This window comes from Herbaspirillum sp. (genome assembly GCF_035644555.1).
Taxonomy (GTDB): Bacteria; Pseudomonadota; Gammaproteobacteria; order Burkholderiales; family Burkholderiaceae_D; genus Herbaspirillum.
The window spans coordinates 1-24,124 of sequence record NZ_DASQOH010000018.1 but is presented as its reverse complement, the minus strand read 5'-3'; the positions used below and the strand labels follow the sequence as shown (position 1 = coordinate 24,124).

Sequence of the window (24,124 nt, the reverse complement as noted above, 5' to 3'; positions counted from 1 at the left end):
CCATGTGTGAGCATCCTGATGGCAATGACAAGCTTGGCGCCGCCCCCGCCGGCAATCCGGCGCAGCACGGGGCGACCTTGCCACTTTACCGGTGGATGAGTTCGGCGAAGACGGGAACAGGAGGTGGAAGGGCGGTCACTTGCAGGCTTAGCCTGGCGGCTTCATGGAGTGAGGCCGGCACGCAGCCGGTACCAGGCCTGGCCGATCCACTCGCGCAGCGCATAGCTGGCCATCTGCAGATGGCTGGCGCCGGGCAGGTAGTCGGTCACGCCGGTGCGTGCCGGCGCCAGGAACAGGGTGGGCGCGGCCCGGGCTTGCAAGCCGGTGCGCGCGAAGGCACGCATGGCTCGTGGCATGTGGATGCTGTCGGTCACCACCAGCACCCGCTGGATACCGTTGGCCTGCAGCATGGCCGCGGTCCAGGTGGCGTTGTCGGCGGTGGTGTCGGCCTGTCGCTCCTGCCAGCGCACCGTGACCCCGAAATCGCGCTGCAGGATACGCGCCATCACCTCGGCTTCGCTTTCCGGCGAGCCGTCGGGGCTGCCACCGGTGACCAGGATCGGCAATCCGCTGCTTCGCTGCAGGGCGGCACCGTATTGCAGGCGTTTCATGCCCAGCGGGGTGGCATCGTCCAGGCCACCATATTCCGGCGCCTGGTCGATCCGTCCGGACCCGAGAATGACGATGGCCTGGGCGTCGCCCACCGTCTTCAGCGGCGGATACTGGCGCTCCAGCGGACCGATCAGCCACAGTGCGCCGACCCGGGTACTGAGCAGCAGCAGGACTGCCAGTCCCGCCAGCATCAGCGCCGCCCCTGTGCGCGGTGCCCGGCGACGCCACAGCAGGCCGGCCAGACACAGCAGCAAGGGGGAGACGGGCGGCAGCAGCAGACTGCTGGCCACGGCGGAGAGCAGGATGGAAAAGGACATGGCGGTGGCAAAAAACGGAATCAGCGGCCATTGTGCGGCATTGTGGCTGGCCGGACCACCTGCTTGGCCGGCCCATTTGCCTCGCGGCACGGAATCCCTGAAAATGCGGGATCGCTAAAGGGAAGGGCATACGCCCCGGGGAACGCCGTGATACGACTCGTCTTGTTGTTGCTGGGTGCGGATTTCATCCGTCGCAATTGGCATGCATTGGCTATAGCCGGCCTGGCATGGGGCACGATCGGCGTATCGCTGATGATCGACGCCCTGGACGGCGTGCTCAATTTCCCGCTGACCCTGTTCGGCTACCTGCTGTTGCTGGAAAGCCTGGTCACCCTGTGGGTCGCCAACAGCGGCATGGGGGCGCAAAAGACGCTGCGCTACGTCAAGGGCGGGCTGTTCCTGCTGATCGCGATCCTGGTGATCACCCAGCACCAGGCCAGCAACATGGCGCTGGCCATGCTGTTCGGCATTGCCTTCACCATCGGCGGCTCGCTGCAGATCACCTCGGCACTGGTGGTCCGTTTCCCGCGCTGGCGCACCGCCATGCTGGGCGGCCTGGTGCAGATCGTACTGGCGATCTTCTTCTTCCAGCCCTATCCCACCCATTACAAGGGCACCGTGCCTTACTGCCTGGCGCTGGGCCTGATCTTCGGCGGCTGGAACATGATCTGGCTGGCGTTGCGCAGCCGCATGCTGCCGCAGCAGGCCTCGGCCGACGTGCTGGTCGAGCGCAACAGCGGCGATGACCGTCCCTTCGATGCCGGCCTGCACGACGGCGCAGCCGATCTGCAGTCACGCCTGCGACCGCCGGGCGCGAGCTCGGCGTCGGCCTTGGATGGCAGCGCTGGAGCGGGCCAGCAGGCGCCGCTGACCGTGCACGTCTGGACCCCCACCGGCAGCGCCAAGGGACCGGCTCGGCGGCAGCCGGTGATCGACCGCTATATCGCCGCGGTCGACCTCAATGGCGTCATCTCCACCGGTCACGCGGCGCTGGAAGTCCAGCCCGATCTCTACATCAGCCTGTATCCGGCCGAGGAAATCGACCGCTCGCCGGACCAGTTCGCCCGCCTGCTGCGGGCCACCGCCGAGAATGACGTCAAGGGTCGCTATCTGACCGACTACGCCAGCGAGGCTGCGGCCTGGTGCGAATCGACCGAGAAGATCGTCTTCCGCGATTATCGCCGCGCCTCGCTGGATCGCTTCTGGCAACACTATCGCCGGACCGAGATCTACAACCTGACCCACCGCAACTGCTCCAGCACCGTGGCCAATGCCCTGGAAGCGGCGCTGGAAGGCGTCATCGGCGGCCGCGACCGGCACTGGTTCAATGCGGTGCGGATGATGTTTACGCCCGAGATCTGGGTCGCCAGCCAGATCCGCAAGCGTGCCGTGACCATGGCCTGGACCCCGGGGATGGTACTGGACTATGCCCGCGCGCTGCGCGCCGTGGTGCACCCGCGCCCCTTGTCCTGGGCCGCCTCGCTGCAGTTGGCGTTGCGCCAGAGCCGGCGCCTGCGCCAGGGCTGGCGCGCGCGTCGTCGTTATGCCGAGCAGGAAAGTCAGGTCTCGAAGGAATCATGAGCGCCATCGTCCATCCGCAGGAACACTGGATCGATGCCGCCGATGGCACCCGGCTGTTCTGCCGCGACTGGCTCCTGCCCGGGGCCACGGCGGCGGTGCAGATGGTGCACGGACTGGGCGAGCACGGCGGCCGCTATGCGGCGCTGGCGCAGCTGTTCCACCAGGCCGGGATGTCGGTACGCATCTGCGACCATCGCGGCCATGGGAATTCGGGAGGGACACAGGGCAGCCTGACGCGGCCGGACGACCTGTTGCACGATCTCAAGCAGAGCTTCGACGATTTCAGCCGCCGTACGCAGTGCACACCACTCCTATTCGGGCACAGCATGGGCGGACTGGTGGCCGCGCGTTTCGCTACCGGCGGCTTCAGCCCTGTGCGCGCGCTGGCCTTGTCCTCGCCGGCGCTGGCGCTGGACCTGAGCGGCTGGCAAAGGCTGCTGCTGAAGGTGTCCACGGCGGTGGCGCCGGGCCTGGCATTGCCGACCGCGCTGCCGGCCAGCCGCATTTCACACGATCCTCATCAGGTCAGAGCCTACCGGCAAGATCCGCTGAACCACGGCAAGATCGCTGCGCGCATGCTCAATTTTATGCTGGATGCGATGCACCAGGCGGCCCGCGATGCGGCGCAGTTCACCCGGCCGGTCCTGCTGCAGGTGGCGGGCGATGATGCCTTCGTCGCGCCGCGCGGCAGCCGCGCCTTCTTTGATGCCTTGCCGGGAACGCAGAAAACCCTGCACTGGTACGACACCGCCTATCACGAGATCTTCAACGAGGAAGTGGGACGGCGTGAGCAGGCGATGCAAGATTTGCGTGCCTGGCTGGCGCAGTTGCCGGCGCCCGAGTGAGCAGTCCGGCAGACACCGTGCCGGCTGATGCCGGGACGGACCACTGCAGCGCAGAAATTAACCTGGAATTACCTCTGTAAAGCCGCGCAGCCGGCCTGATGAGGCCTCGGCGCGACGGTTTTTCCGCTCACGGCTGGCCGCTGGGAGTGTTGCTGAACTGGCAGCGGCTGTCGAATCCAACGAACCCCGGCGCGCAGGCGCAGCCTTGCACGGCCAGCAGCAGGGTGGAGGCGGCAAGGAGGGAGGCGAGACGCTTCATGCTTCACTTTCGATCCATTGGCAAAGCCTGCGAGTGTAATGGGCTGCAGACACTTTGCAAGTCGCGGGCAAGGGAGCACTGGTGGCCGACGGCGGTGCAGAACCGCTTGATCGACCCACCATTCTGATATCAGCGCCGATGATAATGGTGCAGGGGCGCCCCAAAAAAGGACGATTCCGCCCGTCGTGAGTGCAAAAAGAAAAAGCGGCTTGTCAGCGTTGCAACGCGACAATCACCGCTTTTCAGGACTGCTGCTCAGGTCTCGTTCCACGCCGGGGGGACGTGGCCGCGGACACGGCCAGGAGGCTGCTTACTTGACCGAAATCAGGTAACGCGCGACCATGGCGCCGATGAGCAGGGTGTACGGGAGGATGTCGGCGACGATGTTCATGGTGAGCTCCGTGAGGAAAAATTGATCTGTTGCATTGCAATATATTCGCTTCACGAGCGGGCTTCCAATTTTGAATCCCAATACCAGTTATCCTCTTTGTGAATATCTTCCGTCACGCGCGCCGGCGGGTGCTGCAGTTTTGTAAATTTTCCTTTTAAATCAATGATTTACTGATTTTCATGGCGAGCCATGAAAAAAGCCCCTGTCGCACGTTGTGTCATCCGTGCGACAGGGGCTGCGGTGTGCGGGGGAGGCAGAGCGTCCGGTTTACTTCAGCAACTGGATGTTCAGGCCGCGCAGTTCGGTACTGATCTGTACCTTGTAGCTGCCGCCGCGGGCCACCTGCACGGTCAGCCGGTCCTGTGGATTGGGCGCGGCATCGGTGAGGGTATGCACGCGCTTGATGCCGAACTCATAGCTGCCGGGCTTGAGCCAGATCGACAGATGTTCGCCGCCGGTGATCTGCGCCAGCACCACGTCGTTGATTGACAGTTCCAGCATTTCATTGTTGAGCAGGCCGCCGGTGCGGCTGAATTCGATCTGCGACAGTCCCTCGGCCTGCTGGGTCATGCTCTTGATATAGACGCGGGAAGCCGGGATGTCGCCGGTGGCGGTGCGTTCCACCGGTGCCGCGCAGGCCGCCAGGGCAAGTGCGACGGTAAGGCTTGCAGCAAGGGCTTTGATCATGTTCCTCATCCTCATGTGGTCGTTGATGGCGTTCGCTTCAGGCTCGCTGCCCAGACGATAGCACGGCCGCTGCAGGGCCCAGTTGCAGCAGGTGCCGCTCAATGGCGAACACGTGCGCATCCTCGGCCCCCAGTTCGCGCAGCGCCTGGGCCAGCTTCAGCAGGTATTCGCTGTTGGGTCCGCTCGGACCCGCCGCGCCGGCGATCTGGCGCGCGATTTCCGGCTCGCCGGCGGGGCCGGCGAAGGCCTGGTTGTCTTCGGCAGCGATGTAGATCAGCCCTTCGGCCTGCTGCCCATCCTCGAACATGATGGGCGTGGCCAGTCGCAGGTAGCCGTTCTTTTCGCGGTGATCCAGGTGGGCAAAGACTTCCGGCGTGATCAGATAGGCCATGCCGGCGCACACCGCCCCCTCCTGCGCGATCAGGGTGACCACCCGGCCCGGCGCGTCGGGTGTGCCGCGGTGATCGTGCGAGGCCTGCCAGAAGCGGCGCGCCCAGCCACGGATGTGGGCTGGGCGCCGCTCCAGGTAGGGGAAGTCGGCCTTGAAGATGATGGAGCCGTAACCGAACAGCCAGACGCTGGCGTGGTCATCGAAATGGCTCATCTGGCGATTGATGGCGATGGTATTGACGGACATGGGCAAGACTGCGGCGCCGCACCCGGCGGCGGAAGCCTGACATTATAGAGGCGAATGCAGGCGAAATCTTTCCGCAGGGACTTGCTGCACTGCGCGCTTTTGCGCATAAAATGGCGCCTGCCGGCAGCGGGCGGGGGCAAGCGCCGGTCCGACCTGGCCGGGCATCCGCGTGCCACAGGGCATATCCGAATTTTCAGGGGAATCTCATGCGTGTCGTCGTCTTGCTGCTGACGCTGGTCGTCGGTGTCGTGCTGGCCGGTTGCGAAAAGACCGATTTTGAAAAGAAGTCCGAATCCGATGCCAACGCGCGCCGGATCTTCAATCTGAAGCGGGAGTCTTCCAAGCAGTAAGGGCGTTGCGCCAGGCCGTCCTGGACGTCTTCAAAAGAACAGCAGGTTCGCCGCCTGCTGTTTTCGTTTGGGCGACGCGCGCGGTGCGCCCTCAATGATGGGACAGCGCCGGCTGTGGGCTACGCAAGGCCTGAGCGCATTCGCGCACCAGTGCCGGCCCCTGATAGATCAGTCCGGTATAGAGCTGCACCAGCGAGGCACCGGCCTCGATCTTGGCGCGCGCATCGGCGCCGCTGAAGATGCCACCCACGCCGATGATGGGCAGGGCGTCGCCGACCTCGGCCTTGAGGCCACGGATCACCTGGTTGGACAGCTCCAGCACCGGCTTGCCCGACAGGCCGCCGGCTTCTTCGCCGTGCGCCATTCCCTGCACGGCATCGCGGGTGATCGTCGTGTTGGTGGCGATGACGCCGTCGATCTGGTGGCGCAGCAGCGCGTCGGCGACGTTCTTGACCTGTTCGCCGTCCATGTCCGGCGCGATCTTCAGTGCCACCGGCACATAGCGGCCGTGGCGATCGGCCAGGCGGCGCTGTGTCGATTTCAGTTGCGCCAGCAGGGCGTCCAGTTCGGATGCACCTTGCAGCTGGCGCAGGTTCTTGGTGTTGGGTGAAGAAATGTTCACCGTTACATAACTGGCGTAGGGATAGACCTTTTCCAGGCAGTGCACGTAATCCTCGGCGGCCCGCTCGATGGGGGTGTCGGCGTTCTTGCCGATGTTCAGGCCCAGTACGCCCTGGCGCTCCTGATAGAAGCGCGAGGATTGCACGTTGCGCACGAAGGCATCCACGCCACCGTTATTGAAGCCCATGCGATTGATCACCGCGTTGGCGGCCGGCAGGCGGAACATGCGTGGCAGCGGATTGCCCGGTTGCGCGCGCGGCGTGACCGTGCCCACTTCGATGAAGCCGAAGCCCAGTGCCGCCAGGCCGTCGATATAGGCGCCATCCTTGTCCAGGCCGGCTGCCATGCCCACCGGATTGGGGAAGTCGATGCCCATCACGGTACGCGGATCGGGCGCCGGTCGCGAGGTGATGAAGTCGGTCAGGCTGTAACGCGCGGCACAGCGCAGCGCCGGCAGCACCAGATGGTGTGCGGTTTCGGGGGCCAGGGAAAAGAGCAGCGGACGCGCAAGCGCGTAGAGGAATTTGTCGGACACGATGGGAAAGGGCGGATGGCGATGAAAAAGTGCCGTTATTCTAACGCGCCGGCCCGCCATTTCCCGCAATCGACCATGCAGCGCCCGCGATTTCAGCGCCGCCAGCGCTCATCTGCGGGTTTGGCGCCACACCCGAGCCTAGCCTTGCAGCAGCTGCCACCGCCCGTCCTGCAGCGCTTCGAGCGGCTGGTAATTGGTCTTGTAGGCCATTTTCGGGCTTTCCTTGATCCAGTAGCCCAGGTAGACATAGGGCATGTCCAGCTGGCGGGCCTGCTCGATCTGCCACAGGATGTTATAGGTGCCGAAGGAAGCGGAAGGCATATCCGGATCGAAAAACGTGTACACCGAGGATAGGCCGTCATTGAGCACATCGATGATGCTGACCATGCGCAACGTGCCGTCAGCCTCCCTGAACTCGACCAGGCGCGTGTTGACCTTGCTCTGCAGCAGGAACTGCGCGTACTGGTCGCGGCTGTCCTGATCCATGCCGCCGCCGGCATGGCGGGCGCACTGGTAGCGCAGGTAGAGTTCGTAGTGTTCGTGGGCGTAGGTCAGGTTGGTGACCAGGGTCTGCAGGCCGCCATTGCGCTCCCAGGCGCGGCGCTGGCTGCGGTTGCGCTGGAAATCGGCGACCCGGATGCGCACTGGTGTGCAGGCAGTGCAGCCATCGCAATAGGGGCGGTAGGTGAAGATACCGCTGCGACGGAAGCCGGTCTTGACCAGTTCCGAATAGACATCGGCATTGATCAGGTGCGAGGGCGTGGCCACTTGCGAGCGGGCCTGCTGGTCATCGAGATAGCTGCACGGGTAGGGCGCGGTTGCATAGAACTGCAACGTGGAGAACGGCAAGTCTTTGAGATGCGTCATGTGCGTCCTGTCCTGTCTTGCGGGAGGCGGCGGCGTGGCGGCGGCCGGCCGATCCGTGGAGTCAGGTTCCAATTTACACTATTTTGGCAGCGGCAGTGAACAGCCGGGACGCGCTCAATCGCGCCGCGCCGCCGGGATGCCGTGTTCCAGCAGGTCCAGCGGCGCCCAGCCGCGGATCTGCGGCCACTGGATTGCCGCGCGCAGATGTTGCATGAACTCGCTGCGGGCAATTGGCCGCGCGCCCAGCGAAGCCAGATGGGAGGTTTCCTGCTGGCAGTCGATCATCTCCACTCCGTGGCTGCGCAGGAAGAAGACCAGATGCGCCAGCGCCACCTTGGATGCATCGCTGACCCGGGCGAACATCGATTCGCCATAGAACATGCGGCCGATGGAGACGCCATAGGCACCGCCGACCAGTTCGCCATTGAGCCAGACCTCGGAAGAATGCGCATAGCCGGCCAGGTGCAGCCCGGTATAGCCCTGCATGATCTCCTCAGAAATCCAGGTGCCCTGCTCATGCCGTCGTGGCCCTGCGCAGCCCAGCATGACCTGCTCGAAGGCGGTATCGAAGCTGACCTGCCACAGGCCGTCACCGTGGCGGCTGCGTTCGATGCGGCGCAGGGTCTTCTTGAGGCTGTCGGAGACGATGAAGCGATCGGTGCGCAGGACCATGCGCGGATCGGTGCTCCACCAGAGGATGGGCTGGCCCTCCGAAAACCAGGGAAAGATGCCGTGGCGGTAGGCTTCCAGCAGGCGTGGCGGCGACAGATCGGCGCCGGCCGCCAGCAGGCCCGGCGGATCGGCCAGGGCGCGCGAGACATCGGGGAAGGGCGTATCCGCATCCAGCCAGGCGATCATCCGCTTGCTCCTGCGGCTCAGATCATGCGGCGACGGATATCTTCGGTGTGCAGCGTGAAGCCGCCTTCACCGCTGCGCAGCTTCCCGAGATCGGCGAAGAAGGCGCGCAGAGTGAACTCCACCGTCGGAAAGGCGATGTCATGCCAGGGGATCTGGTCTTCCGTATAGAGTCCGACTTCCAGACTCTCGACCCCGGCCTGATAGTCGAGGTCGAGCAGCGTAGCGCGGTAGAAGAGGTGGACCTGGTGCACATGTGGCACGTTCACCAGGGAGAACAATTCATGCAGCTGGACACGGGCACCGGCTTCCTCTTCCGTTTCCCGGCGGGCGGCGTCTTCGGTGGTCTCGTCGTTTTCCATGAAACCGGCCGGCAGGGTCCAGTAGCCCAGGCGCGGTTCGATGGCGCGCTTGCACAGCAGCACCTTGACTTCACCGTCCTGCTCCCAGACCGGGATCGAACCGACGACCATCTTAGGATTCTGATAATGGATCGCCCCGCAATTGCCACAGACGTAGCGCAGGCGCGTGTCATCGGGAGGAATCTGCTGGGATACTGTCTGACCGCATTCGGAACAGAATTTCATAGAGGCTCGGATCGTGTCTGTATATATAGAGATATGTAATGGCCGGCAGCGGCATCCCGTGGCACCGGAACTGGCCCTGGGGAAGCTCCGATGCGGTTAGGAGTGTATCACTGTAAAAAGATTGCAGAAAATGTTTGCATTCCGATTTTAGCTGTCCTATAATCATTTTCTTCAGACGCGGGGTGGAGCAGTCTGGCAGCTCGTCGGGCTCATAACCCGAAGGTCGTAGGTTCAAATCCTGCCCCCGCAACCAGTTTTAGAGACATGCCGCTAGAAGCTAGTAATAGTTTCTCAGCGGCATTGTTGTATTCAGCGTAGACATTCTCGCCTTCGGCGACGACATCGATTTTCCCATAGAGCTCGGCCACCAGTATGCGCGCCTGCTGCACGTCAGCGGCCAGGGCGCTTTCTAGGTTGGCCAGCGTCTTCCTGATCCTTTCCCCGATTTCTCCTGCAGATGGCCCATCCTGGCCCGGCCTCGGCTTGTTCGCCGCCAACTGGGCGCGCTCGGTCTCGGCCGCACGCAGGCGGTCCGCCAGTGCCTGCGACGCGCCGATGCTGGCAATGGCATCCACCAGGCGCTGAATTTCCCCGTCCAGTTCCTTGCGCCGGCCCGCCGCTGCCGCACCCTCGGCCACACTGCTGCGCTGGCGCTCGGTCAGGATTGTCTGCACCTGGCGCCGCAGTTGTTCCTGCGCGGCAGGGGAGAGCAGTTCATCGCGCAAGGTGTCCAGCAGGTTCTTGTCCGCGGTCTCCCGCTTGAAGTGAATGCCCTTGCAGACTGTTTGGCCACGGTCCTTCCTGTTGGCGCAGCCGTAGAGCCGGGAGTTGATGGCCACGATGGCCCCGCCACAATATGGGCAGGCCATCAGGCCGCCGAACAAGGTTCTTACTGGCGCTCCCTGTTTGCGGCCAGGCAGCCGGCCATCGATCCGCTTGCGCACGGTCTGCCACAGATCTTCATCGACGATGCGCAGCTCAGGAACCTGGATTTCTCGCCAATCCTCGCGCGGCCGGTCCACTCGCTGGCGCTTGCCGGTGTCCGGATCCTTCACCCACTGCGAGCGGTTCCAGATATATAGACCTTGATACAGGCAGTTGTTGAGGATGCCGCTACCCTTGTTCGGCGAGCCGTAGATAGCTGATACCACCCAGGTGCTGGCACGCGGGGAGGGGACTTTGCGGGCGTTGAGCTCATGGGCGATGCGCTGCACGCTCCAGCCTTCGGCATAGCGTCCGAAGATCCAGCGCACCCAGCCGGCCTGCACATCGTTGATCTGGTACTTGCTGCCGAGGTGGTCGCGAACGATGTCATAGCCATAGGACTTACCGCCAGCGGCATAGCCACGTTCGACCTGGCCAGCCTGGCCGCGGTGCGTCTTGTGGCGCAGGTCATCGAGGAACATCTCATTGATCAGCCCGCGCACGCCCCGCATGATCTTGCGGCCACCCATGCGGCTGTCGTAGCTGTCGGCGACGCCGATGATGACGATGCCGCGGTGCTCCAGGCGGCGTACCAGTTGCTCTTGCTCTACCTGGTCGCGCGATAGCCGGTCCAGGCCTTCAACGATCAGCACGTCGAAACGACCGTTGAACGCATCCATGAGCAGCCGCGCGCCGCCAGCACGCCGGGCTACCGGCGTGGAGCCGGATACCCCGTCGTCACTGTACCGCTGGGACACTTCAAGCTCTTCACGCTCGGCGCACCGTGTGCAAATAGTGAATTGATCCTCGATGGAGGCCTCGCGCTGCTTGTCGGTGCTATAGCGTGCGTAGATCGCTGCTTTCATGGTGCTGAATGTAGAGTGCTTTTTCGGTTTCATCATCGCCGGACAATTCCGGCGCCTGCTGCAGAACTTCGTTTGCCACCTGCTCGGCCAGCATTCGCAGAAGCTGGCCCCAGGCGGTTGGATTTTTAATTGCGAGCATCCATTCTCCCCCTGTCGATAATGTTCGCGCTGTAGTCGCTCAGGCACAGACGCCTAGCTTCGCGGTCAGGGGTGTTGCGGCGCAGGTCTCCGGCATCATCGCAAGTGAGGATGTCTGCCAACGGCACCCCACGGAACAAGCCGGCCGGTTCGTTATCCAGCTCTACCCAGGCGAATCGCTCGCCATTGCCCAGGTGCTGACGAATTACCGACACATAGCCGGCCAGCACGCCATCGTCGGGCGTGTTGAAAGTGATGCGGTCCAGAGACTGCGGGGGCTGCATCACGAAGTCACGCGGCTTGCTGCTGGTGGTGGTGATCACATCAAATTTCACAGCTGCATTCATTGCTTCTTCTCCTTGGTGGCCGTTACAGAACACACGCCAAAGCGATCGACGGCAGCGGCGATCACGTCGCAGCTATGGACTGCGATGGCGGTGTAGGAATGGCGTGCGCTCTCAGTGCGCACGACGACACGAAACGCGGTCATGGGGCGTTCCCTTTCGTTGGGTGGGGATCAATCGGAAGTTCGTTCACATCAAGCCGGCCGGCGCGCCAGTCGGCCACCTGGCGAGGTGTGCCGTGACGCGGTGACTTGTCCGGCAGCGGCACCATGCGCGGCCACGGGCATGCCTTGATGGCGTCCCACGAGGCCAGGGCCTGCCGCTGTTCGTCGACCGTCATAGCCGGTGCTGGCCACGCTGGTCTGTCATCGACCACCGGCCGGGGCCAGGGGCATGCACCTAGGGCGAGCCAGGCATGATCGATCTGCGCGGCCTGGTCGGGCTTGAACATGACCGGCGCTGGCGCCGTCTTCGGTTCGAAGGAGACATCGGCCGCAAAGTCAGGTGCGGCGGGCTGCGTACAGTTATTTACACGAGTCCAAGGAAACCCCGAACCCGCCGATGCGCGGGCGTCGTGCCCTTGAACTGGCGTCCATGTATGTCGGACGGACTTGAACACCACGCCGGCCATTTGGCGGCACTGGACGCCGTAGGGCATTACGCGTTCACACTCTTCATAGCGGCCGGTCACAGTCTTCGTTTCCTTGGCCAGGGTGACCATCAAATCGGCACGTTTCACGATGGCACCGCCTTGGACACGCAAATAGCTGGCCCAGCAAGCCCGCTTCTCGCCCTCGACCTTTTGTACGGCATCCCAGGCGGCGGCCATCGCCGGCGGTGCCTCTTGCACCATGTCTGCTGGAACGCGGCGCAACTCGCGCCAGACGCTCACAGGAGCGCCGCCCCACTGCTGGAATTGCCGAATGCCCCAACGGGCGGCCCAGGCTTCTACGCGCGCCGACGGCGTCAGCTCATAATCACCGGCCGTGTCAGTGGTCACCACATAGCCTTCTTTGGTCTTGTGGTCGGCCACGCCGTCAATGTTCTTAGCCACGTACTTGGCGATGTATCCGGCTGCGCTGCCCTTCGACCAATCGATGCGCTTCACATCGAGACGGCGCTTGAATGCGCCAGGTTCGCCACGGTCCGCGCGCCAGGCATAACGCTTCATCACCCGGATAGCGCGGCTGGCCACGTCCTTGACGTGCGGTGTTGTGTAACCGGGCAAGGCCCGCACGAAAACCAGCATGTGCCAGTGTGGGCATCCATCGTGATGCGGTTCGGCAATCCGAAAACCGTAGAGGCCGATGCCGCGACGGGCCAGCGCTGAGCGCGCTAGCGCTGTCATCTTGCCCAGGTACTTATTGGCCGCGCGAGGGTCGGAACCGTCATATTTCGGATTGGGCTTCCCGCTGTGCAGTGTGGCGTGAAAGCGGGACGGGCATGACCATGTGAGGAACAGACCTTCGTCCTTGCACTCTCGCGCAATGGTTTCAAAGCCGTTGATGCGCAGCATGAGCTCACCGCGCCGAATGGTTTTGTTGGCGGTGGTTTTCTCGGCCAGCTCTGCAATGCTGAATTCCTGGCCAGCCTCGTTGCGCACCATTGTCGCTTCCAACGCCGCTGCATTGCGTTTGTTCTGCGCCAGGCGCGACAGCACCGCATCATTGCTGGCATAGGGCTCGCCGTGATAGTGGACATAGCCCAAACGGATATTGCCGCCCTCGAAGGCGCGGCCGACCACCTTGCGCAGCTGTCGGCGCCACCAGCGCGGGTCCACTACCCGCGCGATGATCGCGCGCAGGTCATCGTCGTCCACCTCGGGCACGTCAATGCCGTAATCGCTACATTCCTGCTCGATGATGTCGCGGGCGTGCGTGTCGGAAATCGCCATCCAAAGCATCTTCTTGACGTTCTCGGCGGCCTTCTCGGCAGTGGCGCAGATTTCCGCATCATCCTGCGATAGATCAATTCCGGCGGGCACGTAGTGCGCGGCGAAGTCACGCACGAAATCGAGCGCGACCGGCTCGAAGATCCGGCGCCAGTGCCATACCGACATGAGTTCAAGTGCCTGACCAACAACACGGCCGCGCCATTTCAGTGGGATGCGTTCCAACTCACTGGCAAACTGGGGCGAATCGAGAAAAGCCTTGTGCTGGCGTCGCGTCTTCGCATCGACTTTTCTATACTGCATTGAGGGCTCTTTCGTAGGTCGAGATTGCGCGCAGCACGGCATGGCGCATGGCCAGCCGTTCGGCTTCGGTAAAGGAGTGAATGGGGGATTCCCAGCGGTCCGCCGAGAGTCCCGCCAAGGCCAGGATGTGTCGGCGTACTGGCCTTGCAGTGGCCGCCCAGGAGTACGCGACGCCGATCTGATGGTTTGGCCGCTTGCGTGAGCGCAGCAGCATCATGGCTTTTTCCAGCTCGGCTTTTGCTGCCTCATCACCCGGTGGTGTTGGCACCTGTGCCGCACGCTCGCGCAGCAGATCTGTGGCAGGACGGAACGACGCATGATCCTTGATACGGGCGCAGCGCATGTTCAACCTTTCACCAGGCCGAGTGCCGACAACAGTGCCGGGGCGAGTAACAGAAGAACTGCCACGCAGTGGGCAAATACCGCTCGCATCACCAAGTCCCCAGCAAACCGTCCAGGAGTTGAAGCCGCCATGCAAGACGATTGCCGATGGCGTGCTTGCCTTCCCAAATCACGTCCCATTGCGGGCCTGTAATAGAGCGACGGCGCAGCATCCTCTGTGCGTAGAGGTACGCGGCCAGATCATCTTTCAAATGCTGCCTGGTAGCGGCCGTTGCATTCAGATTCGCAGTGGTCATGATTTTTAGGGTGAGCGAATCCCGCGCGCGCCAAACGGCGCACGGCAGGTTTTGATTTATCGGGTGTTTGGCGGCCGCTTAGGCGGTTACGAGGTCTAACGTCATCTGGTTCTTCGCAGCCAGAAATGCGCGCGAAGAGATAGGAATGCGCACGTCCGGGTTCGGCATGGCTGACATCGATACGGTGCGCGAAACCTCAAGCGTGGCCACGAAGGTGTGGCCGCATTCGGCGTTTTGGCACTGATAGGTGATTTCTTTCATCATCGACGACATGGTGCGACTCTTTGCCGCGCGCACAGGGCTTTGGCAGTGCGGGCAAGGCAGGCTGATTACTCGCATGGTTTGGTCTTTCCCCCGACAGCGTAGAGTGCCCGGCCTCTGCCGGTGATGCGCCTCGCGCCGTTACGTACTGCTGTTTTGACGAGCCATTCCAATGCCTGATCGATAGACTCCAGACCTTCCCGCTGCCGGATCTTCTCAATCATCTGGCGTTCGTCGTCCGAGAGCATGGTTTCGTTGAAAGGCATTTTCGGTTGCTCAAAAGTTGCTTATTGCTGCCTTCGATCAGAACGGGCCGCGCGCTACGCTAGAGCCTGAATCAGATGCGAGGATTGCCGCTGCCTGGCGCAACGCCAGTTGGCGCAGGATGGTAGCGACGGGCTCGCCCTGGTAGTGGGCCAGTGATTCGACAAGTGCCTGTTCGTAATCGTCTAGGCGGAGCATGTGGCGATGCTGCCTTACGCGCTTCGGGTCTGGATACATGGCGGAATTTCCCCTAAGTCAGACGGTTGCGGATTGGAGCTCTTTTTCGTAGGCAGCCAGGCCACGCAAGAACATGACGCGGATGAAAGCCGCGCGTGTGCGATGGTCTCGGCGGGCGAGAATCTGCGCTTTATCGATTTCTTCGGCGGTCAGACGCAGCGTGATCGGTAGCGAACAAGGGGCCGCTACGCCAGCTTGGGCGGTATCTTGAGTGCTCATGGGTTAATATTTGTGTACGTCACTTAGCAATGACGTGAATATAGAGTCCAAAAAGACTCATGTCAAATTGTTTTTGCGTCTTTATGAACACTATTGGGGAACGTCTCAAGGCCGAGCGCACGCGCTTAGGCTTCAATCAAACAGAGTTTGCCGCCGTCGGCGGTGTCCAACGTAGGGCTCAACTGTTCTACGAACAAGATGAGCGCCGGCCTGATGCTGGATACTTACAAGCTGTCTCCCGGCTGGGGGTCGATGTGCAGTTCGTCGTGACCGGAACACCGAGCATGCAGGCACTGACGCCCGAGGAAACCCAGCTTCTCGATGGATTCAGAAAGCTGGATATCAAAAATAAGGGGCGCGTGCTGGGCGTGATCGAAGGCGCAGCTCCAATCGAATCTCCGAGATCGATTGTCACGGTCGGCGGAGATGTCGGCCAACAGATTCATGGCGATGTGCATGGAATGGTCCAGGGGCCGGATATGCGCAAGAAGATCATCAAGAAGAAATAAGCTGTGTCGGTGCTTCGGCACCGAATCGAGTTTTAGCGCGTGCTGAACGCCGCGTTTTTTAGTTTTCGCGAGCGTGACTGGGAGTAACGCCACGGATGTAATTGGCAGATTTAAATGGCTGAAAAAGTAGAAGTAAGGGGTGACGTTGCTCAACTGATCGGCGGGAGCGTCAATGAAGCTCCTAGGCAAAACAATGTGGTCAATTTCAACTTGGGGGGCAACGCGGCCCCCGTGCAAACACTCACCGACTTGCAACGCAAACGGATAGCCAGCCTGGTACGTGAGCTTTGCGCAATCACTCAAGAGAGTACCCTCGACGTGTATCGCGTAAGCCTGAGAGAGTTCGGCGCAGAACGTGTGAAAGACATGCCGCAGGGAAAGTACCACGAAGTTGTTGTCCAGATAGAGCGCTGGATCGCTGAAAACAAGCAAGGTAATCCGGTGGGGCTCTCTTCTGAGCTAAACGCTGAAAGTTACCCAATATCGGGGGGAGCCAAACTTTGCGATACATGCATGGAGAAGGACATCAGCGATTCACGCCTCGAGCGATTATCGCGATTACGGTGGGCTGTATGCACGGGTCTAATCGTCGCGTGTGGTCTGTTGCTTTGTAAAATCCACTCACAGACCGATCCTTCTCCTACCAGAGATCAAGAGTGCTTTTATGAAGGAAAGCGATTCTCTGCTGGCAGCACTATAAGAGTCACCGGCGAGGTAGTTCGCGAATGCTTAATGGAGCCAGCTGGACAACGCATGGAGTGGGGCCTCCCCCGGTGATTACCGGTAGGTGACCGAACTAGGGCCAACGAAGAACTGTAATGAAGACATATTGAATCCTCACACGATGCTTTTGTAAATGATGGCAAATATCCATCATGCGGTATTGCGAAGCTCCGGCAGGGTGCCCTGTGGACGAGCCCAAAAATACACGGCGTGAATAAGTGCATGTGCGTGAAGCCTTTACCTATTTTGAAATAGCGAAAATCAATTTTAAAGATGAAAAAATTAAAACAAATTCTTTCGCAGGAAGATACAGTCCTTTTCGTTGGTTCCGGCATCTCTCTTTGGTCAGAGCTCCCAACATGGGGAGGGTTAATCGAAGAACTTGCCAAGTATGTCGAGACTAACGGACGTCAAGCGGATCTGATTAGAACGGAGGCTAAGCGAGGCGATTTATTGCAAGCGGCAAGCTATGGTTTTGATATGCTGACAAAACAGCAAATTGGTGAATTCATTCGATCGGCCTGCCGATACGGAACTGCGAAGCCTCATGCTATTCATCAGAAAATCGTATCCCTTGGACCAAGGTGTTTTATTACAACAAACTACGATGATCTAATTGAACAGAGTCTTCGAAAGTGGCAGCCAGAACGTTTTTACAAACCGCCAATTACAAATCGACATCTAACTGAAACGGCCGAGATTGTCCATGCTCGTGCACTTGATTTTATTTTCAAACCACACGGTGACGCTGGGGACAGCGAGAGCATCATTCTCACACGAGAACAATATCGACAGCTTCTACCGCAGGGAGAAAGGCACGCCGCCCTAGAAGCGGTCAAAATGCTATTAGCCAGCCGTCCAGTTGTCTATTTGGGATTCGGTCTCAGAGATCCCGATTTCCTATATATTCGCGACCTTCTAGCCAATATCTTTAAAGGTGGAACACGTGACCACTATGCCATTATTGCCGACGTCTCTGAAGGGGAAATTGCGTACTGGCAGCGAAATTACGGCATTCACTTGCTTGGATACGAAACTCTTGCTCGCCCAGATAACTCTAGAGACCACTCTCAGTTGGCGTCGATGCTCGACGAGCTCTTAAAACCAACGGTATCGAAATTCCCACCAGCTGCATTTGTTCCCGACTCGCTTGAAGTACGACTCTCTCTAGCGCGCCACGCTTCCGCGCTTATGCGCGTGCCAAACTTAGCTTCCGAATTAACCATCCGAGTTCACTCAATCCAAAAAGCATCAAGCCGTCTCTTGGGCCGCTTTGACAAATTCGACCATGAGCGGGTTGATCTGCTTCTCGATTCCGGTCCACCACAAGCAGTCTTACTGGGGCTTCCAGGTGCTGGAAAGACTTTTGCGCTCCGGCGCTCAGCCTCGAGGCTGGCGGAGTCATTAAACGAAGCGTGTCTATCCGACACCTTTAACCATAGGGATGTTTTAGTCCCCATTTTCATTGATCTAAAACTTTATAGAGGCAATTTGGCGCAATTGGTTGGCGAAACCTTACCGAACGGCCTGCCACTCACGGATCTGATCAAGGCATTTAGGGTAAAGATATTTTTCGATTCGTTTAATGAGATGCCTAGAGAGTACTGGGAGAACGGGAGCTATGAATCAGATTTCCAATCCTTTATTCAAAGCGTTGATTGCGCTTCCGTAATTATCGGATCACGGTCTGACGATGGATTATCAAAGTTAAACTTTCCCACTTACAGCTTAGATGAAATTGATCATGAAACCGTCATCAATGAACTGAAGCGATTAGGACTTACTATCACTGGACGATTCAGCAACGAAGCGATCCGGCTTATTCAGCGGCCTTTCTATTTTCAATATATTGCCGCTGGCACTATCAAGATGCCTGGTGAGGCGCATCCTCGAGACTTTTATCGATGCTTTTTCGAAAACGAGAACGAGGCATTAAGTTCACGATTTGGCATCACCATGGATTTAGAAAAGGCGCTAGCCAAAGCTGCATATGAATCTTTGAATAATGGAGAGGAAGCGTTCTTGACTACGGAGCTACTTGGCACGCTTAAACGGAGCTTAAATGTCGTAGGTATCGAGGAAGTTTCTGCACAAGATATTGCAAATTGGCTTGTTTCGAGGTCTGTACTCCTACCTTACTCAGGTAGTCGTGTGGCGTTCGTACATCAATCGATAACTGAATATTTGGCCGCTACTGAATTAGCGACCAGATATCTTAACGATCCCAAAACACTTAAAAATAAACTCGCTTTAACTAGATGGGATCAGACACTTCTATTAACACTAAGCATGCTCCCAGCAGCTGAAGCCGAGTCCTTTTTAGAGGACGTGATAGAAACAGATCTCACACTCGCTTTAACCTCGGCGAAATATCTTGAAGCAGATCGTGACGCAATCATTGCGCGATTGCTTACAAAGGTCGCGGATTTAGAGGATTACAGCTCTCGTCAGACGTGGAAAGTAGAGGCGCTAATCTCTTCCGACTTGCCAATATCAGTGACTCATGAAATACAGCTTCGTGAAATAGTAGCCCGAGGTGGATCGCTCGCCAGCGCAGCAGTTATACGCCTCGTTGATATCTTCGGAAGCCAAGTTAAGGATGAGATGCTGCGGCTTCTGCTTGATCGACGCGGCGACTTCAACCTCTGTGTGAACGGCGTTGGCCGTGCTTTGGAGATGCTCGCCACGCAAAAAGATGCGGCAACTATCGCCGCTTGGGCGGACTCAATTCAAAGCGAAGATTCATTTTCTTTGACAGACGATCGTATTAGCGGATTTACTAGCGGCGCTACCAGATTCTTATCGAAATTAGACTTTGCGCTACTACGCCGCGAATTAATGCCCAGTGATCAGGTGGATTGGAAATCGTCAGTTCGTTTGGCGGTGCTATGCGAGATTGCGAACGAGAATAAGTCGACGGCTGCACTTGAATTTTCTGCGGAGATGCTACTACATGGGGTTCCTGCCGCCTCATCAGCGATTTACTTTATTGCAAGTCACAGAGAAGGGCTAGCGCCTCTCTCTTGGGACTGCTTTGCCTATGACCACGTGAAATGTCTCACAGAGCTTCTGAATGACAAAAATAATCAATGGGCCGTAGATGCACTAATTTGCTTGTGTAAGGCAAGGCAAGACCTAGCAGCAATAGTCGAACAGATCGCGCATCGATGCACAGGAATTCGCAGAATGGCTCTGCTTCATTGCGTCTCACCAAGTGATTTCACTTTAGCACATGAGGAATTGAGTGAGATTGTTAGTATTGAAAAGCAAAGACTTAGCATTGAACCGATTCATCTTTTGGGATGCATTAGGATCGATTGGGCTGACAAAGAAGAGCTATTAGTTGAAATTTTGAGGACCCGAGACAGGACTCTTGTTTCCCACATTTTGGGCCACATGGTTCCAGTTGGACTTCATAATTTGGGGGAGATTGAGATAGGGGACATTCAATTTTGGTTAGATTGGATGGCTGAAGAGAGTAATCAGAAAAACACCGATAATCTATGGTTCCTTTCACAGTTGGGCTCACTATTTGCCAACTATGTATGTCAAGAGAAATTGGGTGAGTTTGTCACTGAATTTAACTCAGGGAATTCAAAATATCGCGGCATATTGTCTCGATACATTCTTGTTTTCTGCAATGGTTTAACGACAGATGTCTTCAGTGAAGATGCAATTTCATTCATGCTTGCCAATTTGAACAGAAACGATCCTTTCATGCATTTCAGAGGGCATATTCTTTCTCATACAGCCACCGAACGATTTATCGAAGAAAGAATTTTGCCACTACTGCCGAAAGCGCAGTCGCCGCTCCTCGAGAATTTAAGCTGTGTTCTCTCGGATGCAGGTGCTCGGCTGGGGCGACGTTTTGTTGTCGAATGACTGCCGCATATAAGAAAAATAGTCCCGAGAGATCAGATTGAAATCTTCGAGAGATTAAGAAAGAGAACAGCACAGCGCTAAAATCGAGACCATGCGCTGTAATTATCTTTACCTCTTATTGTTCTCGACTAAGATCTCTCGGATCTCACATATTTTCCCCCATTCCAGCGTCGCAGCACGTTTTGCACTTTGTTTGGTGGCATAGATCCGCGTCAGTGTCTTGGTATTATCGGCCTTACCTGACAGCTCGGTGCCCTTATTGTTTTTCTTCTTTGCTTTGTCATGCCAATCTGCCTTCACACCGGTGATGCCTTCCTCCGGATCGTGATCAAGCTCGCGCTCTGTATCGACTTCTTCAGATTTGGTCTCGAACTCAATGCGCGTGGTAAAACCGCTGCCGCTGATGGAATGCGTGACGGTCTTCGATAGCCATTCGGTGGCGTCGATATCTGCCTTGAATCCCGAGACCACTACAGGCGATTGCGGCATGATGCTGGCATCACCTAGTGCAAGCTGCATTTCGAAGGTCGCTAGGCCGCGCTCGATGCGCTGCCACTCCGCTGCAGCCGCCGTACGTGCATCCGCTTCATTTGCAAAGGTAGTGCGCAAGCGCTTGCTGTTGCCGGTCTTGCCAGCGACGACGCTACGGCGCCGGCCATATTTCTCATCCATCCAGAAGGCGCGAACGCCGCTATACGCGTCAGATTCAGAGCTGTGATATCGGTGCTGGTCGCCCAGCGCACGCACCACTTTGACCACCGGCAGAGGCTTGCCGCTGACGGTGCGACTCTCGTTGATCGGCATGAACAGCAGGGTGTCATTCTTGACCGTGGCCACAGCGTCATATTTCTTGCCCAGGCGGCGCAGCAGCGCGGAATCGCTCTCATGCGTCTGGTCCAGGTGCTTGATGGTGATGCCGCGCAGGCCGGCAGAGATACCTGACGCCAGACCATTGCCGGCGGCAATGGCATCGACCACGGCGCCAAGCGTAGTTTCATGGAAGCTGCGGTCCCGCTGCTGGCGAAACGCGTCAATCATGCTGGCCGACCTGGCGCGGATGGTGAGGCGGTCCGGCGCACCACTATGCTCCACCTCGGAGACTACGAACGCCCCTTTATCCACCAGGGGCGAACCCTGCCAGCCGAGGGCAAAAGTCAGCTTCGCGCCCTTGGGTGGAATCTTCAACTTGCCGTCAGTATCATCCAGCTCAATGTCCAGCTGGTCAGCCTCGTCACCCCGGCACTCACGCAACGTGATGCTCATGAGCCTGTCCGAGACCGGGCGGCTGATATCCTTGTCTTCGATGACGATGCGGAAAGCTGGCGCGGTAGTGCTCATTGCCCAATCCCACCGAACGTGCCGGCAATGCCGCCGGCGTTCGTCTTGATGCCCTCGATGGCGCTGCCGACCACATCGCGCGCTTTGTCCGCGATGCTGTTCGTGATGCCGTCAATGTCGACCATGTTGCGCAGATCCGAGATATCTCCCAGGCCCAGCGACGACAGCACACTATCGTCGGTGCGCTTGAGCTTGATGGTGAATTCAATGCGCTTGGCATCGCCGTCGCCATCCAGCACCGTGCGCCCCTCGTCCATGCTCTCGATGACGTAGGAACCATAGATGCGCCCGGTTCCCTGGATCAAAAACCAGCTTTTGCCAGTGTCAGCCATCAGGCGCAGGGCATCCAGCGAGAACACGCTACCGGTCAACTCCGGTGCAATCCAGCCCGACAAGGTAATGGTGTCATCCCCTTTACCGGTGAACTGCACCGCATCGCGCCGGCCCACTCGTGCATTGCTGGCGAACTTCCATTGCGTCTGCCGCTGCAGCTCCTGATAGGCCAGCGTGGGCAGGCTGAAGACGAACATTCCCAAGACCATCATCATGATGTGACTCCTTAATCCCAATCTGCGAGGTTCGAACGCTGGCGCGATGCCTTCACGCGGTCGCGCCGGTCCAGCTCGGCGGCCACCGCGCGGGCGATGGCCTGTTCATCCATGCCAGGAGCCGGCTGGATGATGATCTGCACGGTATCCCCCTGATAGACGACGGGCTGAGCGCTGCCCGCGCTGACCGGTGGCCGGCTGTCAAAGGCCATCGCCGGCATACTGCCCGCGCCAATGGCCACGGCGGCGCCGGCGCTGGCCAGCTTGCCGGCCAGGCTGCTTACAGTGGACAGCGGCCCGTCCTGGCCACGATTCAGGCCAACGGCCAGGCCTTGCATGGTGTAGTCGCCCAGCTCGGCAAAGACTCGGCTCGGGCTATGGATGTCGAGCTTTTCCTTGAACCAGCCAATGACACTGGCCCCGGCGCCCAGCACCGCATCCTTGACGGCGCCGATGCCGCCGGTGATGCCGTTGAGCAGGCCGCGCAGGATCATGGCGCCGAACTCGGTAAACTTGGCCGGTAGCTCGATGCCGAACCAGCTCAGCACGCCAGCAAACGCCTGGTAGAACAGGCCCACCGGTGACCAATTCAAAATCAGCGCGCCCACACCGGCCAAGCCGCCCGCAAAGGCGCCGCGTACCTGCTGCCACAGATTGCCGAAGAAGCCGGCAATGGGTTCCCAATTCCGGTACAGCAGATAGGCAGCGGCAGCGATGGCGGTCACCACCAGGCCAATGGGGTTCATTAGGAAGATCCGCCCCAGCCACAAGAAGACTGTTCCAACGCCGCGCAGGATGGGCATGAGCAAACCGCCTTGCAGGCCGATCTTGGCGAACAGGACGTGCAACATGGCATAGGGACCAATGATCGAGGCCAGGGCCAGCATCAGCGGCCCCATCACCACCATGATGGCGGCGATGGCGGAAAAGCCCACGATCATGGCCTTGGCGGTGGCCGGATTGCGCTCCATGAAGCCAGTTAGCGCCTGGACGGCATTGGCGGCCATCTGCAGGCCTGAAGCGTAGAGCGGCAGAATCTTGGTGCCCAGCTCCAGTTTCAAGTCAGCTACTTTGGACAGGGTTTCCAGTTCCTGGCCGCTGGCCGTGTCGCGGCCGAGCTTGTCGAGCTCGTCGATGTTGGCGGCACCCCGGTTCAATTTCTCGTTCTTGTGGATCTGCGCGCGCTGCTGGTACATGGTGGAAAAGAGCTGCGCGGCCGTGCGGTTCGAGAAGATGCCGCCGATGGCATCGAGGATGCCTTTCTCGTCGGTGATGCCCTTGCTGGCCAGCTGCGGCAACAGCACTTTCTCCATCCATTCGAATTGGTTCTCGCGGAACAGGTCCGCGCCTTTGATGGCGCCCGGGTTCAGGAAGGAGACCTGGCCGGCCTTGTCATGCTTCACCTTCGATTGATCACCGATCAGGCCCAGGTCAGCCAGCATGCCAATCGAACGCTTAGTGGTCCGGCCCTGATAGAGGTTCTGATAAGCACTCATCATTGAGGTGCCGACCCGGTTACCGCCCATTTCCTGCACGAGGGATTCCATCTGGTAATAAAAGGATTCGTCCTTGAGACCCTTGGCCGCGATACCGCCCGTCTTGATCAGGTTCAGCCACTCGCCTGGACCGACCCGGCCGCCGGTGGCGGTCAATACCTGCTGCACCATGTTGGCCTGTTTGGAGAACGTGCCAATGTCCTTGGTGCCGTTGCGCATTTCGATGACCTTCAGCATGTCCATGAACTTGCGCTCGTTCTCGGCGCCCTCAGCCTCCCCGTAGAAGGCGTGATTCCCGAATTTCATCTTGGCCATCATGGGCGCGACCATTTCAGCGTGGTGCGTGTCGCCAAAGGCCGTGATGCCATCGCGCAGCAATTGCAGGTTGTCGAGCTGGCT

General features: G+C 59.2%; 26 protein-coding genes and 1 tRNA gene. 7 read left to right on the top strand and 20 right to left on the bottom strand.

Features of this window, described 5'->3' with window-relative positions; all coding sequences use genetic code 11:
• Positions 1-161: 161 nt before the first annotated feature.
• Positions 162-929 (bottom strand): YdcF family protein, encoded by a 768-nt coding sequence (locus VE092_RS06450; RefSeq protein WP_324874993.1) that lies wholly within the window; start codon positions 927-929, stop codon positions 162-164.
• A 147-nt stretch (positions 930-1,076) separates the two neighbouring features.
• Here VE092_RS06450 and VE092_RS06445 point away from each other — a divergent pair, with 147 nt between their 5' ends.
• Together VE092_RS06445 and VE092_RS06440 are read left to right on the top strand one after the other, a co-directional pair.
• Positions 1,077-2,510: an MFS transporter gene (locus VE092_RS06445; protein WP_324874991.1), complete on the top strand. Its 1,434-nt coding sequence runs from the start codon at positions 1,077-1,079 to the stop codon at positions 2,508-2,510.
• The gene (locus tag VE092_RS06440) at positions 2,507-3,355 is read left to right on the top strand and encodes a lysophospholipase (RefSeq protein WP_324874989.1); all 849 of its coding nucleotides are present in this window, start codon (positions 2,507-2,509) and stop codon (positions 3,353-3,355) included. The genes VE092_RS06445 and VE092_RS06440 overlap by 4 nt, the downstream gene beginning before the upstream one ends.
• A 127-nt stretch (positions 3,356-3,482) precedes the next feature.
• Here VE092_RS06440 and VE092_RS06435 read toward each other — a convergent pair whose 3' ends face one another.
• From VE092_RS06435 to VE092_RS06425, 3 genes are all read right to left on the bottom strand, one after another.
• On the bottom strand, positions 3,483-3,614 hold the full coding sequence (locus tag VE092_RS06435) for a hypothetical protein (RefSeq protein ID WP_324874986.1): 132 nt from the start codon (positions 3,612-3,614) through the stop codon (positions 3,483-3,485).
• A gap of 658 nt (positions 3,615-4,272) precedes the next feature.
• The gene (locus VE092_RS06430) at positions 4,273-4,692 is read right to left on the bottom strand and encodes an NAD-GH domain containing protein (RefSeq protein ID WP_324874984.1); all 420 of its coding nucleotides are present in this window, start codon (positions 4,690-4,692) and stop codon (positions 4,273-4,275) included.
• 37 nt (positions 4,693-4,729) lie between these two features.
• On the bottom strand, positions 4,730-5,329 hold the full coding sequence (locus VE092_RS06425; protein ID WP_324874982.1) for a gamma-glutamylcyclotransferase: 600 nt from the start codon (positions 5,327-5,329) through the stop codon (positions 4,730-4,732).
• A 206-nt stretch (positions 5,330-5,535) separates the two neighbouring features.
• Here VE092_RS06425 and VE092_RS06420 point away from each other — a divergent pair, with 206 nt between their 5' ends.
• Positions 5,536-5,679, top strand: a complete 144-nt coding sequence (locus VE092_RS06420; RefSeq protein ID WP_324874980.1) for a hypothetical protein — start codon at positions 5,536-5,538, stop codon at positions 5,677-5,679.
• 91 nt (positions 5,680-5,770) lie between these two features.
• Here VE092_RS06420 and VE092_RS06415 read toward each other — a convergent pair whose 3' ends face one another.
• The 4 genes from VE092_RS06415 to VE092_RS06400 all read right to left on the bottom strand — a co-directional run bounded on the left by VE092_RS06415 (position 5,771) and on the right by VE092_RS06400 (position 9,144).
• Positions 5,771-6,835 carry a quinone-dependent dihydroorotate dehydrogenase gene (locus VE092_RS06415; RefSeq protein WP_324874978.1) on the bottom strand — a complete coding sequence of 355 codons (1,065 nt, stop codon included), beginning with the start codon at positions 6,833-6,835 and terminating at the stop codon, positions 5,771-5,773.
• Positions 6,836-6,973: 138 nt separating this feature from the next.
• Complete coding sequence (locus VE092_RS06410; RefSeq protein WP_324874976.1) at positions 6,974-7,702, bottom strand: arginyltransferase; 729 nt, start codon at positions 7,700-7,702, stop codon at positions 6,974-6,976.
• Between the two features lie 114 nt (positions 7,703-7,816).
• Positions 7,817-8,560, bottom strand: a complete 744-nt coding sequence (gene aat / locus VE092_RS06405) for a leucyl/phenylalanyl-tRNA--protein transferase (protein ID WP_324874973.1) — start codon at positions 8,558-8,560, stop codon at positions 7,817-7,819.
• 17 nt (positions 8,561-8,577) lie between these two features.
• Positions 8,578-9,144 carry an NUDIX hydrolase gene (locus VE092_RS06400; protein ID WP_324874971.1) on the bottom strand — a complete coding sequence of 189 codons (567 nt, stop codon included), beginning with the start codon at positions 9,142-9,144 and terminating at the stop codon, positions 8,578-8,580.
• A 176-nt stretch (positions 9,145-9,320) separates the two neighbouring features.
• On the opposite strand from VE092_RS06400, the gene VE092_RS06395 reads away from it, so the two are divergent.
• Positions 9,321-9,397, top strand: a tRNA-Met gene (locus tag VE092_RS06395).
• Here the strand turns inward: VE092_RS06395 and VE092_RS06390 are convergent.
• The 9 genes from VE092_RS06390 to VE092_RS06345 all read right to left on the bottom strand — a co-directional run bounded on the left by VE092_RS06390 (position 9,354) and on the right by VE092_RS06345 (position 15,229).
• The gene (locus tag VE092_RS06390; RefSeq protein ID WP_324875099.1) at positions 9,354-10,934 is read right to left on the bottom strand and encodes a recombinase family protein; all 1,581 of its coding nucleotides are present in this window, start codon (positions 10,932-10,934) and stop codon (positions 9,354-9,356) included. The two genes, VE092_RS06395 and VE092_RS06390, sit on opposite strands and share 44 nt — an antisense overlap.
• Positions 10,906-11,073, bottom strand: coding sequence for a hypothetical protein (locus VE092_RS06385; RefSeq protein WP_156481345.1), 168 nt, complete (start codon positions 11,071-11,073; stop codon positions 10,906-10,908). Before VE092_RS06385 ends, VE092_RS06390 begins: the two co-directional genes overlap by 29 nt.
• Positions 11,060-11,419: a hypothetical protein gene (locus tag VE092_RS06380; RefSeq protein WP_204725734.1), complete on the bottom strand. Its 360-nt coding sequence runs from the start codon at positions 11,417-11,419 to the stop codon at positions 11,060-11,062. Before VE092_RS06380 ends, VE092_RS06385 begins: the two co-directional genes overlap by 14 nt.
• Positions 11,416-11,562 carry a hypothetical protein gene (locus VE092_RS06375; protein WP_166758155.1) on the bottom strand — a complete coding sequence of 49 codons (147 nt, stop codon included), beginning with the start codon at positions 11,560-11,562 and terminating at the stop codon, positions 11,416-11,418. The genes VE092_RS06380 and VE092_RS06375 overlap by 4 nt, the downstream gene beginning before the upstream one ends.
• Complete coding sequence (locus VE092_RS06370) at positions 11,559-13,610, bottom strand: replication endonuclease (RefSeq protein WP_324874965.1); 2,052 nt, start codon at positions 13,608-13,610, stop codon at positions 11,559-11,561. The genes VE092_RS06375 and VE092_RS06370 overlap by 4 nt, the downstream gene beginning before the upstream one ends.
• Positions 13,600-13,953: a hypothetical protein gene (locus VE092_RS06365; protein WP_324874963.1), complete on the bottom strand. Its 354-nt coding sequence runs from the start codon at positions 13,951-13,953 to the stop codon at positions 13,600-13,602. Before VE092_RS06365 ends, VE092_RS06370 begins: the two co-directional genes overlap by 11 nt.
• Before the next feature lie 373 nt (positions 13,954-14,326).
• Positions 14,327-14,587: an ogr/Delta-like zinc finger family protein gene (locus tag VE092_RS06360; protein ID WP_324874961.1), complete on the bottom strand. Its 261-nt coding sequence runs from the start codon at positions 14,585-14,587 to the stop codon at positions 14,327-14,329.
• A complete protein-coding gene (locus VE092_RS06355; protein WP_324874959.1) occupies positions 14,578-14,775 on the bottom strand; it encodes a hypothetical protein in 198 nt (65 codons plus the stop codon). The genes VE092_RS06360 and VE092_RS06355 overlap by 10 nt, the downstream gene beginning before the upstream one ends.
• A gap of 253 nt (positions 14,776-15,028) precedes the next feature.
• Positions 15,029-15,229 (bottom strand): hypothetical protein, encoded by a 201-nt coding sequence (locus VE092_RS06345; protein ID WP_324874956.1) that lies wholly within the window; start codon positions 15,227-15,229, stop codon positions 15,029-15,031.
• A gap of 83 nt (positions 15,230-15,312) precedes the next feature.
• Here VE092_RS06345 and VE092_RS06340 point away from each other — a divergent pair, with 83 nt between their 5' ends.
• The 3 genes from VE092_RS06340 (at position 15,313) to VE092_RS06330 (ending at position 20,343) form a co-directional block, all read left to right on the top strand.
• Positions 15,313-15,738, top strand: a complete 426-nt coding sequence (locus VE092_RS06340; protein WP_324874954.1) for a helix-turn-helix transcriptional regulator — start codon at positions 15,313-15,315, stop codon at positions 15,736-15,738.
• 114 nt (positions 15,739-15,852) lie between these two features.
• A complete protein-coding gene (locus VE092_RS06335) occupies positions 15,853-16,515 on the top strand; it encodes a hypothetical protein (RefSeq protein WP_324874952.1) in 663 nt (220 codons plus the stop codon).
• A 219-nt stretch (positions 16,516-16,734) separates the two neighbouring features.
• On the top strand, positions 16,735-20,343 hold the full coding sequence (locus VE092_RS06330; RefSeq protein ID WP_324874950.1) for an SIR2 family protein: 3,609 nt from the start codon (positions 16,735-16,737) through the stop codon (positions 20,341-20,343).
• Between the two features lie 108 nt (positions 20,344-20,451).
• On the opposite strand, the gene VE092_RS06325 is transcribed toward VE092_RS06330, so the two are convergent.
• From VE092_RS06325 to VE092_RS06315, 3 genes are all read right to left on the bottom strand, one after another.
• Entirely contained in the window at positions 20,452-21,681 is a 1,230-nt protein-coding gene (locus tag VE092_RS06325; protein WP_324874948.1) for a contractile injection system protein, VgrG/Pvc8 family, read from the bottom strand.
• Positions 21,678-22,229 (bottom strand): phage tail protein, encoded by a 552-nt coding sequence (locus tag VE092_RS06320; protein ID WP_324874946.1) that lies wholly within the window; start codon positions 22,227-22,229, stop codon positions 21,678-21,680. The genes VE092_RS06325 and VE092_RS06320 overlap by 4 nt, the downstream gene beginning before the upstream one ends.
• A gap of 11 nt (positions 22,230-22,240) precedes the next feature.
• A partial coding sequence (locus VE092_RS06315; RefSeq protein WP_324874944.1) for a phage tail protein occupies positions 22,241-24,124 on the bottom strand: 1,884 nt, incomplete at its 5' end.